The organism is Micromonospora matsumotoense (assembly GCF_050951065.1).
Taxonomy (GTDB): Bacteria; Actinomycetota; Actinomycetes; order Mycobacteriales; family Micromonosporaceae; genus Micromonospora; species Micromonospora matsumotoensis.
Genome location: NZ_CP192025.1, coordinates 1,125,562 through 1,141,291 on the forward strand (window position 1 = coordinate 1,125,562; position 15,730 = coordinate 1,141,291).

Genomic DNA, 15,730 nt, shown 5'->3' on the forward strand with positions numbered 1-15,730 from the left:
GTCGTGATGCCTGCGGCGTTCCTGGGCCACGGCAACCCTATGAACGCTCTCGAGGTCAACCGGTACACCTCGGCGTGGAGAGCCTTCGGCGCTGCGGTGCCGCGTCCCCGCGCGATCCTGGTGGTGAGTGCTCATTGGTACATCAATGCCACGGCCGTCACCGCGATGCCCCGGCCGAGGACCATTCACGACTTCTACGGGTTTCCCCGGGAGCTGTTCGAGGTGCAGTACCCGGCTCCAGGGCTGCCCGAACTGGCCGAGGAGGTCAGTGACGTCGTCCATCCGACCTGGGTCGGGGCTGACGTCGACAGCTGGGGCATCGACCATGGCACATGGTCGGTGCTGATGCACGCCTTTCCGGACGCGACGATTCCCGTCGTCCAGCTCAGCATCAACGCTGACAAGTCGTTCGACTACCACCTTCAACTCGGTGCCCGACTCGCTCCACTGCGCCGACGTGGTGTGCTGATCGTGGCGAGCGGCAACGTGGTGCACAACCTGGGTGGTATGGACTGGGCGCTGACTGACGACGGCTTCGATTGGGCACGGCGCTTCGACGAGGACGCCACCTCCCGGATGTTGACCGACCCGGGCGAGTACGCGACTCTCGACGCCCACGGGGACTTCCGCCGGGCGGTACCCACGCCCGATCACTTCATTCCGGCGTTGTACCTCGCCGGTCTCGCCGCTGCCACGGACGCGCCTGACACCGAAGTTCTGGTGGACGGTTACGCCTACGGCTCGTTGTCCATGACGGCGTACACCTTGGGGATGTCCTGTCCGCAGTTTGACGGCCGGGGCGGATCGCCCCAGCCGCCGCCCGGCCTGCCGCCGGACGGGTCCAACATCTGAGGGAGTGCCGGCTGCTCGTTGCTCACGGCGCGGAGCCCCAGGTGCGCGTGGTGCACGCTCCACCGATGACCGTGGCGTTCGGGCTTGATCTAGGGGGAAGCCCCGCAGTCGGCACGCGACAGTTGATGGGGGCTCCTACCAGTCAGGGGCAGGCCGGTTCCGCGACGGCGTGAACGGTCGAGGTTCTCCTTGTGGCCTCGGGCGCTCAGCTTCCTCGATGGCTCATCCGTCCGACACGGCGGCCCCCACACTCGGCGCGTCACAGAGGGTGTCACAGATCAAGGCCGGGAATCCGGCCGGGGGCCTTTCGTCGTTTGTGCTGCCGACGCCGCCGAAGGTAGCGGGTGGGTCTCGACGCGGAACGTGGGGTCGCGGTGCTGGGTCCGATCTTGTCGAGCGAGTTCGGTCGTTTTCCCACCGACAACGACCCGGGCGGGAATGATCTCCCGGCCTGAATGCTCCCATAAATTGCAAAACGGTCATTCCATGACGCGTGAACATGGGTGGTGCCGCGTGCGCCGCGTACTGTCGGGGCAGGCCGGCCGCGTTCGGAGCGGTACGAACGACGGCAGCCGCCTGCACCGCCAATGAGACGACGATCAACAGAAGTGCTAGATTTTTCGGAATGCTGTTCAGCACTAGTGAGCGGGAGGAGCCTCATGGTGCAGTCAGTGCAGCGAGCCATCCGCATCCTGCGCCAGCTCGCCACGGACGGCCCGCGGCTGGGTGTGACCGAGTTGGCCGACCGAATGGGCCTGGCCAAGCCCACCGTTCACGCCCTGCTGCGCACTCTGGAGTCGGAAGGGCTGGTGTCCCGCGACTCGGAGGGCTCCAAGTACCGGCTCGGCCCCGACCTGGTGGCCTTCGGCAATGCCTACCTGGACACCCATGAACTCCGCAGCCGCTCGCTGACCTGGGCTGATCTCCTCGCCACCCGCACCAAAGAAGCTGTGTGGGTGGGCATTCTGACCGGTAACCGCGTCCTGGTGGTACACCATGCCTTCCGGCCCCGGGGCACGGGGCAGATCCTGGAGGTGGGTGCGACGATCCCCTGGAACACCAACGCCCTGGGTAAGGCGATCGTCGCCGCCTCAGTCCCTGCGCTCGGCAAGGAGCTGCTGGCCGGCGAACTGCCGGCGCTCACCGGGGCCAGTATCACCGACCCCGCCGTGCTCGCCCGTCAGCTCGACGAGGCTGCCCGGGCCGGATATGCGATCGAGGACCAGGAATCCACCATCGGTGACGGAGCCGTGGCCGCTCCCATCTTCGACCGCTCTGGTCAGGTGGCGGGTGCGATCGGCATCGTCGGGCCGGTCGAGCGCCTGCTCGCCGAGCCGACATGGCAGGAACTGGCCGTCGCCGTACGCGAGGTCGCGCGCAATCTGTCCCGGGAGCTGGGCGCCCGCCGGGGCAGCGCGATCCACCTCCAGTCCTGAGCTACGCCAGGGTCTGACCTGCCGCGCGCTATCGGGCTGTGACAGCGTCCGCCAGGGCTCGGAAGATCAGCGCGGTGGAGGTCGCCCCCGGATCCAGTTGCCCGATGCTGCGGGTGCCGAGATACGACGCGCGTCCTCGGCGGGCCTGCAGTGGTGCGGTGGCTCGCATCCCCTCCTCGGCCGCGTCAGCTGCGGCGAGAGCGGCTTCGGCCAGGTCGGCCCCGGCGTCGGCGCGATGACGGAAGGCGGCCAGCGCCGGCGTCCAGGCGTCGACGACGGTCTTGTCCCCAGGGACGGCGGCGCCGATCTGGGTGACCTCCGCCAGCCCTGCGGCCAGTGCTTCCGCCAGCTCCTGCGTGGTGGCGGCGGGGGTGCAGATGGTCTGGCCGGCGGCCCGGAACGCTCCGCCGAACAGCGGTCCCGATGCCCCGCCGACGAAGGACAGCAGCGTGGTGCCGGTTCCGATGAGTACGGCTCCCACGGTGTCCGGCACCAGACCGTCCAGCGCAGCAGACGCGGCAGTGAAGCCGCGGTGCATGTTGGTGCCGTGGTCCGCGTCGCCGATGGCCGAGTCGAGCCAGGTGAGACGGTCCTTCTGTTCGGCCACTGCGCCTGCGATGGTGTGCACCCAGGCGCGAGCGAGTTTGATATCCACGGAGCCCCCGTTCGTGGAGCGGTGGTCGCGAGATGATCTCGACGGGCCACCGTTGCAGCCCTGTTCAGGAGGGCTGCAACGGGGAAGTGCGCGAACTCGGGCTCAGTGGGCCGCGAGCAGTTCGAGCGTGTCGACGACGCGGTTGGAGAAGCCCCACTCGTTGTCGTACCAGGCGACCACCTTGATGTGGCGTCCGTCGACACGGGTGAGAGCCGCGTCGAAGATCGACGATGCGGGGTTGCCGGTGATGTCCGAGGACACGAGCTCATCCTCGGAATACTCGAGGATGCCTGCCAGGGGGCCCTGCGCAGCAGTGCGGTAGGCCGCCAGCACCTCGTCGCGCGTGACGTCGCGAGAGACGGTCGTGTTGAGTTCGACCAACGACCCCACCGGAACCGGGACGCGGATCGAGTCGCCCGACAGCTTGCCGTTGAGGTTGGGCAGCACGTGGCCGATGGCCTTGGCTGCGCCGGTCGTCGTCGGTGCGATGTTCACCGCGGCAGCGCGGGCGCGGCGGGCGTCGCGGTGCGGGCCGTCCTGCAGGTTCTGCTCCTGCGTGTACGCGTGCACCGTGGTCATGAAGCCGTGTTCGATGCCGGCGAGCTCGTCGAGAACGGCGGCGAGCGGCGCCAGGGCGTTGGTCGTGCACGAGGCGTTCGAGATGATCCTGTGCACGGCAGGGTCGTACGCATCGGTGTTCACGCCGAACGCGAGCGTGACGTCGGCACCGTCCGACGGTGCGCCGACGAGTACCTTCTTCGCACCTCCGTCGAGGTGGGCGCCTGCGGCCTTGGCGGAGGTGAACCGGCCGGTCGCCTCCAGCACGATCTCGACACCGAGCTCGCCCCAGGGCAGCTGCGCCGGCTCACGCTCGGCCAGGACCGTGATGCGGCGGCCATCGACGACGATCTGGTTACCCTCGACCGTCACGGGTCGGCCGAGTCGGCCGGCCGTCGAGTCGTAGGCGAGCAGGCGCGCGAGGGCGCTGGGCTCGGTGAGATCGTTGACGGCGACAACCTCCAGGGCGCTGTCGCGTTCGAGCAGGGCTCGCAGCACGTTGCGCCCGATGCGGCCGAATCCGTTGATGGCGATGCGGGTCATGTCTCTTGTGTATCCCTTCACTCGTCTTTGAGGTTGGCAGGCGATACGTGCTCGTACCAGTGGTCTGATCGCCATGATGCGCAAGAATCGGGCCACCGGATGGTCGCTGACAGTAAAGGTGTGCGGATTCACTCGCTCGGGCCTCGCCAGGCGAAATGTTGTATGCCCTGCTCAGATGCCTCGCCCCAAGGTGCGTCGATCCTCAACAGGAGCCGTGCCGGGCACCGCTCACGGGTGGCGGGCGACTCCGCCGTGGGCTTGGGCGCACTGCGCGGTGAGGGGGCGGTAACCCAGGCGTCGGTCGGCAGCGGGACGGCGACGCGATGCCGGCGGGGGCCGAGACGTGGGACATGCCCAGCTCACTCTCCATCCCACTCTCCCTCCCACGGTCAGGGATAGATCAGATCCGATCATGCGCTGCTTTCTCCGGATTTGCGTGTGCCTATGCGGAGCAGTTCCCACACTCTGTTCGATGTGGACGTTCAGTATTGCGGAATGCCGTTCGGCAGTTCTAACATCGCCGATGGGTAGAGCAAAGTCGGGAGCGGGGGACTTCAGGCGTGAAGAAGCTGATCAACGACGTCCGCAACGTGGTGCCGCAGACGTCAGACGAACTGGTGCTCGGCAATCCGGAGGCGATGCTCCTCGACGGTGCGTCGGCGGAGGTTCGGAAGACGCGCACGGCGGATGCGGCGACTATTCCCCACGGTGGCGGGCAGGAGTCCGACGATGTCGGATCTGTGGATGCTCCGCTGATGCTGGCGTCATCCGGTGCGGCCGCACAGACGGTGGGTTGAGCCGGTGGACACCGTGCTGTTCGACCTCGACGGCACACTGGTGGACACCCTCGACGACATCACGCGCGAGGCGAACGCCGCGTTACGACAGTTCGGCCTTCCCTCGCTCACCAGGGACGAGGTCCGTGAGCGGGTCGGCGAAGGCGGCACGGCGCTGATCGAGGCCTCGGTACGCAGGTCAGGGCGACGGATCGACTCCGTGGTCGTGGCGCGTGCCCAGGAGACGTACCTCAGCGGTTATGCGCAACGACCCGCGGTGGCGGCCCGGCTGTACCCGGGCGCGCAGAAGCTGCTGGGCAGGCTGCGCGCGGCCGGCGTGCGAACCGCGCTGTGCACCAACAAGGCCGGGCCGGTGACCCATCGGCTCCTGTCCGCACTGGGCCTGGAACCCTACTTCGACGCCGTCATCACCGGCGACTCGGCCGTGGGTCGCAAACCCGCGCCCGGTCCGCTGTTGCACGCCCTGGACCTGGTGGGTGGCACCAGCGCGCTGATGGTGGGCGACAGCGTCCACGACCTGCGCGCCGCGCAGGCCGCCGGCATGCCCGTCGCCTGGGTCAAGTACGGCTACGGCACACCCATCGGCGCCGGTGCGCCGGATCTGGAACTCGAGGATCTCGACGGACTCGAGACGGCGGCCCGAGCCGCCGGCCTTGATCTTCCGCAGTCTCAGATGTTTGGCCATATTCCCGTTTAGGAGAACGATGCCCGACTCACCTGAGGATCAGATACTTCGGCTGCTGTTCTCGTCCCGCCGGATCGCGGGCAGTGCGACCGACCCCTGCGCGCAGCAGCCGTGCGACGAGTGTTTCGCAATTCACCGGCCGAAGGTCGAGCGATTCATGGCGCAGGGGGTTCCGCTGCACTTCGTGATTCCCGCCTTCCCGGCCAAGTCCCCCAACCGTAAGAAGGTCCTCGGCACGCTGCCCGATCTGGGGGAGCGGCTCTCCCTGGAGTTCCTGCAGTCCTTCTGCGACTACGTGTGCCACCACTACGAGCCCGGGGCGAAGATCACGATCTGTTCCGACGGCCATGTCTTCAGCGATCTGGTCGGCGTCGACGACCAGGACGTGACGGCCTACCGTGCCGAATTGGAGCTGTTGCTCCGGGCGATCGGCTCCGACTCGATCAACACGTACGGGCTGGAGAACGCCTTCCAGAGCACCGACTACACCGAACAGCGGGAGCAGCTGACCAATCGCTACGCCCGCCCGGTCGAGGAGATCCGGGAGCGGGCACTGCAGGATCCCGCGGCGCGGTCCATCTTCGGTGGTATCCACCGCTTCCTCTTCGAGGACCAGCTCGCCGTGAGCGAGGGCCGCAGCCGCAACACGGTGCGCGAGGAGGCCAAGCTCCGCGCGTACCGGGTGGTCCAGCGGAGCGACGCGTGGAGCGCCCTCGTCGAGGCCTTCTTCCCGGAAGCGCTACGCCTGTCCATCCACCCGCAGGCCGCCCACTCCCAGAAGATCGGCATCCACATGATGCGTACCCGTGACAACTGGCTCACGCCCTGGCACGGGGTTGCTCTCGACGAAGGAGACGGAGTGCGCCTGGTCAAGCGCGAGGAGGCGGAACGGCTCGGCGCGACGTTGGTCATGCGCGGCGGCCGGCCGAGCCACTTCATCGCCCCACCAGCCAGCCACAAGTCCCGGCTTCTGCTTCAGGAGGCAGTCAGATGAGCTCATTCTCCGTCACGCCCGGCAAGCCCTTCGGAACCATGCTCGAACCGGTCGGGCCGAACCTCGAACTCGGGCAGGTGGCACCTGACCAGCTCCGGGAGCTGATTCGTGAGCACCGGATCGTGGTGCTGCGCGGCTTCCGCGCGTTCGCGCAGAAGGAGGAGCTGGTGGAGTACGCGCGCCGTTGGGGGCCGCTGCTGTCCTGGAACTTCGGCGACGTGCTCGACCTGGAGATCCACGAGGACCCCAAGGACTACGTCTTCACCGCGGGGCCGGTGCCCTACCACTGGGACGGTGCCTTCGCCGCGCAGGTCCCGACACACCAGATCTTCCAGTGCGTCAAGGCCCCTGTCGCCGGCGGCAGGACCGTCTTCTGCGACACCGGACTGGTGCTCGACGGGCTGCCGGCGGCGACGCGGCAGATCTGGGACGGGCTCACGATCACGTACCGCAAGGAGAAGACCGCGCACTACGGCGGCAACATCAGCGCGGACCTGATCCAGCGCCACCCGCACACCGGGGAACAGGTCGTGCGCTACGCCGAGCCGCTAGACCCCGCCAAGTTCCTCAGCCCGCTCTTCCTGGACGTCGCGGGGCTGCCCGAGGACGTGGCCGCCGAGGCGTTCTTCGCCGACATCGAGGAGCGCCTGTACGCCCCCGAGGTGACCTATTACCACGAGTGGCAGGACGGCGACTATGTCGTCACCGACAACCACGCCCTGCTGCACGGCCGCACCGCGTTCACTGCGGGCTCGGCGCGCCACCTGCGCCGCGTGCACGTGCTGTGAAACCGGCCCCCCAGACCAGCCGTAAGGCAGAGAGGCAAGAGATGCGATCGTACTACGACGTGGTGGTCATGGGCGGCGGTCCCGGTGGCGCGACCCTCGCGGCGCTCCTGATGAAGCAGGGCGGCCTGAGCGTTGCCGTGCTCGAGAAGGAGCATTTTCCGCGCGAACACATCGGCGAGTCGTTCGCGCATCCGCTGATACCCGTCCTCGAAGAGAGCGGGGCGTTGGAGAAGGTCCTGGCGAGCAACTGCTGGGTCAAGAAGTTCGGCGGGATCTTCCAGTGGCGTGGCGAGGAGCCGCACGTCGCCTTCTTCGACCACAGCAACACGGTCCGGGACGGCGTGCACCGCTGGGCCATGCACGTCAACCGCGCCGAATTCGACAAGATCCTGCTCGACCACGCCAAGGACTGCGGCGCCGAGGTCTTCGAGGGGGCCGCGGTCGCGAGCTGCACCCTCGCCGAGGACGGCGGCAGCCGTGAGGTGGTGCTCAAGGACGGCCGTTCCGTGCGCGCGGGATACTTCGTCGACGCGTCCGGTCGCCGCAACAGCATCGTCACGAACAAGAAGCGTGACTGGCTGTCGGGGTACCGCAACATCGCCATCTGGCAGCACTACCTGGGCGGTGTCTTCACCCAGACCCTGGACGGCGACTGGAACATCTTCCGCGACGGCGCCATGTCGCCCATCGGCTGCTTCGCCTTCCGCGACGGTTGGTGCTGGTACATCCCGGTGCCGAAGATCATCGACGGCGAGCGGAAGGTCACCCACTCCATCGGCATCGTCACTGACCCGGACATCCTCAAGCAGCCCGGCAGCGACTTCACCGACCCGGAGGTGTTCCTACGCACGGTCAAGGAAGTGCCGAAGCTGCGCGAGTTGATCCAGGACGTCACCCCCGTCGGGGACCGGATGCTGACCGCCACCAACTACTCGATGATCAATGACAAGTTCGCCGACTTCGACGAGCGGTGGCTGCTGCTCGGCGATGCCTCGTACTTCGTCGACCCGCTGTTCTCCTCGGGCGTCGCCTTCGCCACGAACCAGGCCGTGGCGGTGGCCACCCTGCTCGGAAGCACGGCCGGTGGCACGCTGAGCGAGCAGGACCAGCGCGGCCTGTGGCACGACTACGACCACGAGTGGCACGGCATGGCCGTGACCTTCGCGCTCTCGATCGACCAGTGGTACTACGCCATCGGCAGCGACAACCCTGACAGCGTCTACTGGAACAGCCGCGGCAAGCCGGAGTCCCTGGGCCTCAGCCATGAGCAGACCTTCGACGCCCTGCTCAACACCGCCTTCACGCCCGACCTGCTGGAAGTGATGACGGCCGGAGAGGGGCTGAACGGACTCGACATCGAGGGCCCATTCATGTCGGAGTACGCCCGTGCCCAGGACATCTCCCTGACCGAGGACACCAAGGTCTCTCTGGCCGACGATGTCGTCGTCACTGCGGGACCAGGCCTGGACATTCCCGGCTTCAAGGGCGCCATTCCGCCGGACCCCTCGCTGATGGCCGCCGAGGAGCGGGCGGCAGCCGCCGCCTACTGGGACGACCCGGTGCGGCGCAGCGACAGCGTCCCCGCCGCCCTCGGCAGGCTCGTGCCCTGCCACCGCTTCTCCCGGGGCGACCAGCCGGATCGCACCCAGGTCCGCAGCGTGGACGGTCGGGACGGGGGCGCCGAGCTGTGGAATCTGCTGCGGCGGGGGCCTGTCCTGTGGAGCCATCTGGTTGCCGATCTCGACCCCGGGCAGCAGTTGCTCGTCCGACGACTGCTGCACGCGGGAATGCTCAAACTCGACGGCGGGAGCGGCGCGTCCGTGTCCGTGTCCGCAGACAGCGGGTCCGCGGCGGATGAAGCTCGCTGAACTAAGGACGGCTGGCCCGGTGCGCGCGGCACCGGGCCAGCCGGTGGCGGGCGTCCTCCCGGACCCGCCGCGCCGGCAGCGGCTCGGCTACAGCCTGCTCGTCGTCGCACCGGCCGTGGTCGGCGCGGCCGCGCTGTTGGGCACCGCGCGGGCCGGCGTGGGTGGCCCGTCCGGGCCTGCGGCAGGGGTTTCGCAGACGGCCGTGTTCTTGCTCGCAGCCGCCATGGTGTTCGTCACGGCCCGGGCCGCCGGTGCCTTTGCTGTCCGCCTCGGTCAGCCGCAGGTCATCGGTGAGATCTGCGCGGGCATCCTGCTCGGGCCCTCGGCGCTGGGCGCGGTGGCGCCAGACCTGGCGGCGTGGATCTTCCCGGCGCCGGTGGTCATCGGCCTCGACGGCCTGGCCCAGGTCGGGCTCGTGCTCTTCATGTTCGGGGTCGGGCAGGAACTGGCGGCGGTGCGCGGCGCGGCCTCGGAAGCGCGGGGCGCGGCCCTGGTGGCCCTTGCCTCCTTCCTGGTGCCCTTCGCGGCCGGACTGCTGCTGGCGACATGGCTCTTCCCGCAGCACGCCGGAGGCCCGGTGGGGTCGACCGCCTTCGCGCTGTTCGTCGGGTGCGCGCTCGGCGTCACCGCGTTTCCGGTCCTGGCGCGCATCCTCAGCGACCTCCATCTGACCTCCAGCCGCACCGGACGCATCAGCCTCTACGCCGCCGGGATGGGCGACGGTGTCTGCTGGGCGGTCCTCACGGTCGCCCTAGCCCTGGCGCAGGGGCACAGCGCTGCGGCCAACTGGCGGACGCTCCTGCTCCTGGTGCTGGCAGCGGTGATCCTGGGGCCGGTCCGGATCGCGCTCCGCAGGCTGCTCGACGGTCGGTTCGCGGGCTCTCCGGGCACGGTGCTGACCCTCTGCATAGCCGGCACGGCCGCCAGCGCCGCGCTGACGGCCGCGCTGGGGGTGCACCAGCTGATCGGCGCGTTCCTCTTCGGACTCGCCTGGCCGGCGGCGGGCGGCGGGCGGGCGGGCTCCAGGTCGACCGCCTCCGTCGCGTCGCTGGCCACGCTGCTGCTGCCCTTCTTCTTCCTGGGGTTCGGTCTCTCCCTCGACCTCCGGAAGCTCGCCTTCGACCGGGAGAATCTCGTGCTCCTGGCTGTGCTGCTCGTCGTCGCCACCGTCTCCAAGGTGGCCGGCGCGGGTCTGGCGGGCCACTGGTCGGGCCTGCCGCGCACTGAAGCGCTGGGGCTCGGCGTCCTGATGAACACTCGCGGCCTGACCGAACTGGTCGTCCTGGGGGTGGGCCACCAGGCAGGGGTGATCGACGCCCGGCTGTTCGCCGCCCTCGTCCTGGTCACCCTGGTGACCACCGCGACGACCGGTCCGGCGCTGCGCGCCCTGCGGGTTGTCGGGGCATCGGCGCGGAGTGGGCCCCACGTGACCCCGGTGCGCATTCACGAACAAATCTCTGAAGTGGGCGAGATGAGTCAAGACAAGGCAGTTGCCCAGTGGCGCGAGATCCTCGGTGAAGCCGGGGTCTCGGACGACGGATCGAGCACGGAGTCGGTGCTCAGCACCACGTCCGTGTCGCCGCCCCGGCAGATCGTGGCCGTGCTGCGGCCCACCGCGCCGGCCCAGGTCCCCGACGTGGTGAGGGTCGCGCGGGAGCACAAGGTACCGCTCTACCCGGTGAGCCGGGGGTGCAACTGGGGGCTCGGCTCCCGCCTGCCGGTCACCTCGGGGTGCGCGCTTCTCGACCTCTCCGGGCTCGACCGGATCCGCGAGGTCGATCCGCGCGGGCGCTTCGCCGTTGTCGAACCCGGCGTCACCCAGGCGCAGCTGGCGGGGCACCTGCGGCAGCACGCGCCCGGTCTGGTGCCGAACGTGACGGGATCGTCGCCGCACTCGTCGATCGTGGGCAACCTCCTCGAACGCGGCACCGGGTTCCGGCGGCATCGCGCCGAGGAGGTGCGCGGTCTCGAAGTCGTGCTGGGAACGGGCGAGTTGCTGCGAACGGGCCTGTGGGCGGGCGACGGCAAACGGCAGCTCCACCACTACCGCCACGGCCTCGGTCCCGGTCTGGACCATCTGTTCGTCCAGTCGGGTATGGGCATCGTGACCGCTGCCGTGGTCGATCTGGTGCCGGTCCGCGACGAACTGCGCCTGGTGATGTTCTCCCTGGCCGAGCCCGCCCTGCCGCGCGTCATGGACACGATCGCCGAGCTGTTCACCGCCAACGCGCTCGACTCGATCGTGCATGTCTTCAACAACAAGCGCATCGGTTCGATGAGCCAGAGCCACGAGGTGCCGATGTGGACCGGGGTGGTGGCGCTCGACGGGACTGCGGCGCAGGTCGCGGCCGGGGTGGGGTACGTCGGTGACAAGCTGACGCGGGCCGGCGCGCAGGTGCGGGTGGTCGACAGCCAGGACGCGGCCGCCGACCCGGACCCGGTGGTCTCCGCGATGTTCGCGGTGCACGCCGGGCGTCCGACCACCGCCTTCCTGGAAGGTCTGCACCGCGCCATGGGTCACGAGCCGGCCCCTTCGGAGCTGGACACCCTCGACGACACGACGATCGGCTACCTGGCGTGCATGCCCGTGGTGGCGGTGTCCGGAGAGACCGTCCGCGACCTCGTCGAGCTGGTCGAGTCCGTCTGCGAGGGGCACGGCATCGCCCCCGCCATGGCGGTGAACCCGACCGGCCCCGACTACGCCGAGGTCGTGATCAACCTGTACTTCGACCGCGCTGCCGCCGGCCGGACCGAGGCGGCGCACGCCTGCAACGCGGACCTGCACGAGCGGCTGTACGCCGACGGCTTCCGGTTCTACCGCGTCGGTATCGACGCCATGGACTTCATCACGCACCAGGACACGGCTCCCTGGGGGGCCATCGGCCTGATCAAGAACGCGCTGGACCCGGACGGCATCATCGCGCCCGGCCGCTACAGCCGTATTACGCCCTGAGAGTGCGAACTGCCGATGGTTCAGAACGGTTTGACACTATTGATGCACCACTCATAATGTCTGAACGCTGTTCCATCATGCTGAGTGAAGGTTGGTTTGCCGTGTCCGTTCGTCTGAAAAAACTCATCGTTCCCTTGTTTGGGGTGCGCGCCGAATCCGGACCGGGGCACGTTCCGATCGAACGTCCCAGAACGTCGACTTGCTCCGTGACGTTCCGTGCGACCGCAGTGGAGGGGTCGAGGTGAGTCAGAGCACCAGCCGGCAGCAGCACCCCACGGCCGAGGAAGCGGTCGTCACTGGCCCCTGGTGGGAGGGGCGCACCAGGCAGATCGCGATTCTGATCGCCGCCCAGGCCCTCTATCTGTGCTCACTCAGCGTCGACCTCACGCTGAGCGGGCTCATCGGCTACAAACTCGCCCCCAACCCGGCCCTAGCCACCGTGCCGTTCGCGTTGATCACCGTTGGCTCGGCCTGCACCACCGGCCTGGCCTCGGCGCTCATGGCACGGCGCGGGCGTCGGGCGGGCTTCCTACTAGGCACCGGCCTCGCCGTGGTGGGTGGTCTGGTCTCCGTCCTGTCCATCCACCTCAACTCGTTTCTTCTGTTCTGCCTGGGTGCGCTGTGCATCGGCTTCTTCCAGGGCTGCGCGGGCTACTACCGGTACGCCGCCGCCGACCAGGTGCCGGCCGAGTACCGGGCCCGAGCCATCTCGACGGTCCTGACCGGCGGGATCATCGCGGCCATCGCGGGTCCGTTCATCGCCACCGCGCTGATGGACGTGACGGCGCACGAGTACGAGGGTTCCTACATCCTCGTCAGCGTCCTCGCCGTGATGTCCATGGTGGTGGTGTTGTTCTTCAAGGACCGCAGCGTCGTCGCCACCCCGCCGGCCGGGCAGGCACAGCAGGCCGAGCAGGTGGAGAAGGCGCCCGAGATGTTGTCCCGCGCTGCGATCCTGCGGCAGCCGGGTTTCGCCGCCGGCGCCTTCGGTGCGGGCGTCGGCTACTTCTCGATGATGGTGATCATGACGGTCGGGCCGATCGCCGCCATGAAGACCGGGCACGGGCCGGATGAACGCACCATCATGATCCAGCTCCACATGGTGGGCATGTACGCGCCGGCGCTGATGGCAGGGATCCTCATCCGCAAGGTCGGTGTCGGCTGGCTGCAACTGCTGGGCACGGCACTGGGCATCGCCGGAGTCGTCATCGGAGCCACCGGTGGCAGCCAGTTCAACTTCATCACGGCACTCACCCTGGTGGGCATGTCGTGGAGCCTGCTCTACATCTCCGGCTCCGGCCTGATCGCCACCTCCTACCAGGCGAAGGACAAGGCCCGGAGCCAGGCCCTCGGCGAGGCACTGATCCTGGGAAGTTCGGCGATCGGCGGTCTCAGCGCTGCGTCCCTGCTGCAGTTCTTCGGCTGGAGCATGGTCAATGTGCTGATGCTGGTGCTGCTGATCGCTTGCGGCGCGGTCACCCTGGCCCACCGGGCACGGAGCGCTGCGAAGACCGTGTAGATCCGTCGTCGTCGGGAACCGCGACGCCAAGCAGGAATGGACCGATCGATGCTCTTTTCCATGACGTTCGAAGGACAGATGGCGGATCCAGCCGATGAGCGCAGCGTGCTGCGCCATTGTGTCGAACAGGCCGTCTTCGCGGAGCAGGCCGGATTCGATCGGGTCTGGGCGGTTGAGCACCACGGTCTGCGGTGGTGTGCGCATATGAGTGCACCCGAGGTGTTCCTGTCGATGGTGGCCGCCAAGACCAGTCGCATCCGCATCGGGCACGGGGTCGTTTGCCTGCCGTTCGCAGTCAATCACCCGATCCGGGCGGCCGAGCGGGCGGCGATGCTCGACCTTCTGTCCGACGGCCGGCTGGATCTCGGCGTGGGCAGGGGAGCGACCCAGGTGGAGACCTCGCTCTTCGGCGTGGATCCCGAGCGCACCCACGCGGAGCTCGACGAAGGGGTGCGGATCATCGCGTCCGCCTGGAAGGACGAGGTCCTGGAATGGCACGGCCCGCTGCTCGACATCGGCCCGCGTGCCATCCTGCCCCGACCGGTCCAGTTGCCGCATCCGCCGCTGTTCATGGCCTGCAGCCGGCAGGAGACCGTCGAGTTGGCGGCCGAGTACGGCGTCGGCGCGCTGGTGATGGGCTTCGGCGGCATCGAGGAGGTGCGCAAGCTCCGCAAGGTCTATGACGAGGCGATAGCCACGCGCAGTGGGAGCAGGTTGGTCTCCTCCTCGGTCAACGACCATCTGGCTGCCCTGTGCCCGACGGTCGTGCTCGAAGACGGGCAGCGGGCTCTGGAGATCGGCGTCCGTGGCCAGCGGTTCTTCGCCCAGTCGATCGGCCACTACTACATGGGGCGGCCGAGGCCGGATGAGTCGGTCGATCCAGCGACCGGGCAGCTCGGCCGCCCCGACCACGACCATGACCAGGCTCGTGCGATGGACCGTGCCCGCGAGGACCAGATCGCCTTCCTCAACGAGGCGAGGATCCCCGCGGATCCGACCACGCTCGGCGTGTTCAACACCGACCACGCCTACGGGACGCCGGAGCAGGCGATCCGTTACGTCGAGAAGCTGCAGGAGGCAGGGGCCGACGAGGTGATCTGCCTCATCCAGATGGGGACGGTCCCGCTCGACGTATGCATGGAGACCATCCGTATGTGGGGCGAGCACGTCATTCCCCAGTTCCGCCGCTGAACCCGCACCCGGAAGCAGAACTCGTCACGAGAAGGAGTACGCCGTGGAGTACAAGGACTACGACATCGAGCTGCCGTCGGGCACGGTGCACGTGCGACGTTGGGGCAGCAGCGACCGGCCGGTCGTCTTCGGTGTCTCCGGCCTGACCGCCAACCTGGTGTGCTTCGAACCCCTGGCCGAGGCGCTCGACCGTGCGGGCTACCAGCTCGTGGCGCATGACATGCGTGGCCGGGGCCTCAGCGACAACACCCCGGCGGGATCCTACGGCTGGCCGGCCCACGCACAGGACATCATCGGGATCGCCGATGAGCTGGGCATCGAGGAGTTCGACTACATCGGCTGGTCGACCGGGAGCCTGATCGGGTTCAACATCCACCGCACGGCACCGGAGCGGCTGCGGCGACTGGTGCTCCTGGACCAGGTCGCCGCGGCTCCGGCCCCGGTCATGGACGTCGCCCGGCAGGTGATCGACCGGCTGGACTCGACGGTTCCCTCGCTCCCGGAGTATCTCGAGAACGTCAAGAACATGGGGCTGGTCCGGCCCTGGTCGGAGACCTGGGAGTCCTACTTCGTCTACGAGATGGAGCCGGTGGAGGGCGGATTCCGGTCTCGTACCTCGAAGGCCGCGGTGATGGAGGACTTCGAGTGGGACATCGAGCACGACGGCCGTGACCTCTGGGATGACGTCGGGTGCCCGGTGCTGCTGGTGCGCGGCCTGGACCCGGTGACGCCGGAGAGCGGGCTGATCGTCCCCGAGGAGACGTTCCAGGACTTCATGAAGGCCGTTCCGCAGACCGAGGTTGTCGAGGTCGACCGGAGCCACTACGGCGTCGGGACCAGCGAGGTGACCGCCGCGGCCGTCGTGGAGTTCCTCTCCCGCCAGTAGCGGCG

Annotated in this window: 13 protein-coding genes; 11 read left to right on the forward strand and 2 right to left on the reverse strand. The window is 68.4% G+C overall.

All coding sequences use genetic code 11. The annotated features are described in order from the left end of the window. Nucleotides 1-6: 6 nt before the first annotated feature. Together ygiD and ACQP1S_RS05345 are read left to right on the forward strand one after the other, a co-directional pair. A complete protein-coding gene (gene ygiD / locus ACQP1S_RS05340) occupies nt 7-852 on the forward strand; it encodes a 4,5-DOPA dioxygenase extradiol (RefSeq protein ID WP_432903624.1) in 846 nt (281 codons plus the stop codon). A gap of 659 nt (nt 853-1,511) precedes the next feature. After that, complete coding sequence (locus ACQP1S_RS05345; RefSeq protein WP_432903626.1) at nt 1,512-2,288, forward strand: IclR family transcriptional regulator; 777 nt, start codon at nt 1,512-1,514, stop codon at nt 2,286-2,288. 28 nt (nt 2,289-2,316) lie between these two features. On the opposite strand, the gene dhaL is transcribed toward ACQP1S_RS05345, so the two are convergent. Continuing rightward, the gene (gene dhaL / locus ACQP1S_RS05350; RefSeq protein ID WP_432903629.1) at nt 2,317-2,895 is read right to left on the reverse strand and encodes a dihydroxyacetone kinase subunit DhaL; all 579 of its coding nucleotides are present in this window, start codon (nt 2,893-2,895) and stop codon (nt 2,317-2,319) included. A gap of 150 nt (nt 2,896-3,045) precedes the next feature. Further along, on the reverse strand, nt 3,046-4,044 hold the full coding sequence (gene gap, locus ACQP1S_RS05355) for a type I glyceraldehyde-3-phosphate dehydrogenase (protein ID WP_091248539.1): 999 nt from the start codon (nt 4,042-4,044) through the stop codon (nt 3,046-3,048). Between the two features lie 560 nt (nt 4,045-4,604). Between gap and ACQP1S_RS05360 the strand changes: the two genes are divergently transcribed. From ACQP1S_RS05360 to ACQP1S_RS05400, 9 genes are all read left to right on the forward strand, one after another. Next, entirely contained in the window at nt 4,605-4,841 is a 237-nt protein-coding gene (locus tag ACQP1S_RS05360) for a hypothetical protein (protein ID WP_091248543.1), read from the forward strand. 4 nt (nt 4,842-4,845) lie between these two features. After that, on the forward strand, nt 4,846-5,538 hold the full coding sequence (locus tag ACQP1S_RS05365) for an HAD family hydrolase (protein ID WP_432903633.1): 693 nt from the start codon (nt 4,846-4,848) through the stop codon (nt 5,536-5,538). Nucleotides 5,539-5,545: 7 nt separating this feature from the next. Further along, nucleotides 5,546-6,520, forward strand: coding sequence for an L-tyrosine/L-tryptophan isonitrile synthase family protein (locus tag ACQP1S_RS05370; RefSeq protein ID WP_432903636.1), 975 nt, complete (start codon nt 5,546-5,548; stop codon nt 6,518-6,520). Further along, nucleotides 6,517-7,308, forward strand: coding sequence for a TauD/TfdA dioxygenase family protein (locus ACQP1S_RS05375; protein WP_432903639.1), 792 nt, complete (start codon nt 6,517-6,519; stop codon nt 7,306-7,308). Before ACQP1S_RS05370 ends, ACQP1S_RS05375 begins: the two co-directional genes overlap by 4 nt. A gap of 41 nt (nt 7,309-7,349) precedes the next feature. Next, entirely contained in the window at nt 7,350-9,176 is a 1,827-nt protein-coding gene (locus ACQP1S_RS05380; protein ID WP_432903642.1) for an NAD(P)/FAD-dependent oxidoreductase, read from the forward strand. Beyond that, complete coding sequence (locus ACQP1S_RS05385; RefSeq protein WP_432903645.1) at nt 9,163-12,129, forward strand: cation:proton antiporter domain-containing protein; 2,967 nt, start codon at nt 9,163-9,165, stop codon at nt 12,127-12,129. The genes ACQP1S_RS05380 and ACQP1S_RS05385 overlap by 14 nt, the downstream gene beginning before the upstream one ends. A 241-nt stretch (nt 12,130-12,370) precedes the next feature. Further along, complete coding sequence (locus ACQP1S_RS05390) at nt 12,371-13,648, forward strand: MFS transporter (protein WP_176739066.1); 1,278 nt, start codon at nt 12,371-12,373, stop codon at nt 13,646-13,648. Between the two features lie 60 nt (nt 13,649-13,708). Continuing rightward, nucleotides 13,709-14,839 (forward strand): LLM class flavin-dependent oxidoreductase, encoded by a 1,131-nt coding sequence (locus ACQP1S_RS05395; RefSeq protein WP_218108249.1) that lies wholly within the window; start codon nt 13,709-13,711, stop codon nt 14,837-14,839. A 43-nt stretch (nt 14,840-14,882) separates the two neighbouring features. Further along, nucleotides 14,883-15,725: an alpha/beta fold hydrolase gene (locus tag ACQP1S_RS05400; protein ID WP_091248572.1), complete on the forward strand. Its 843-nt coding sequence runs from the start codon at nt 14,883-14,885 to the stop codon at nt 15,723-15,725. Nucleotides 15,726-15,730 lie beyond the last annotated feature (5 nt).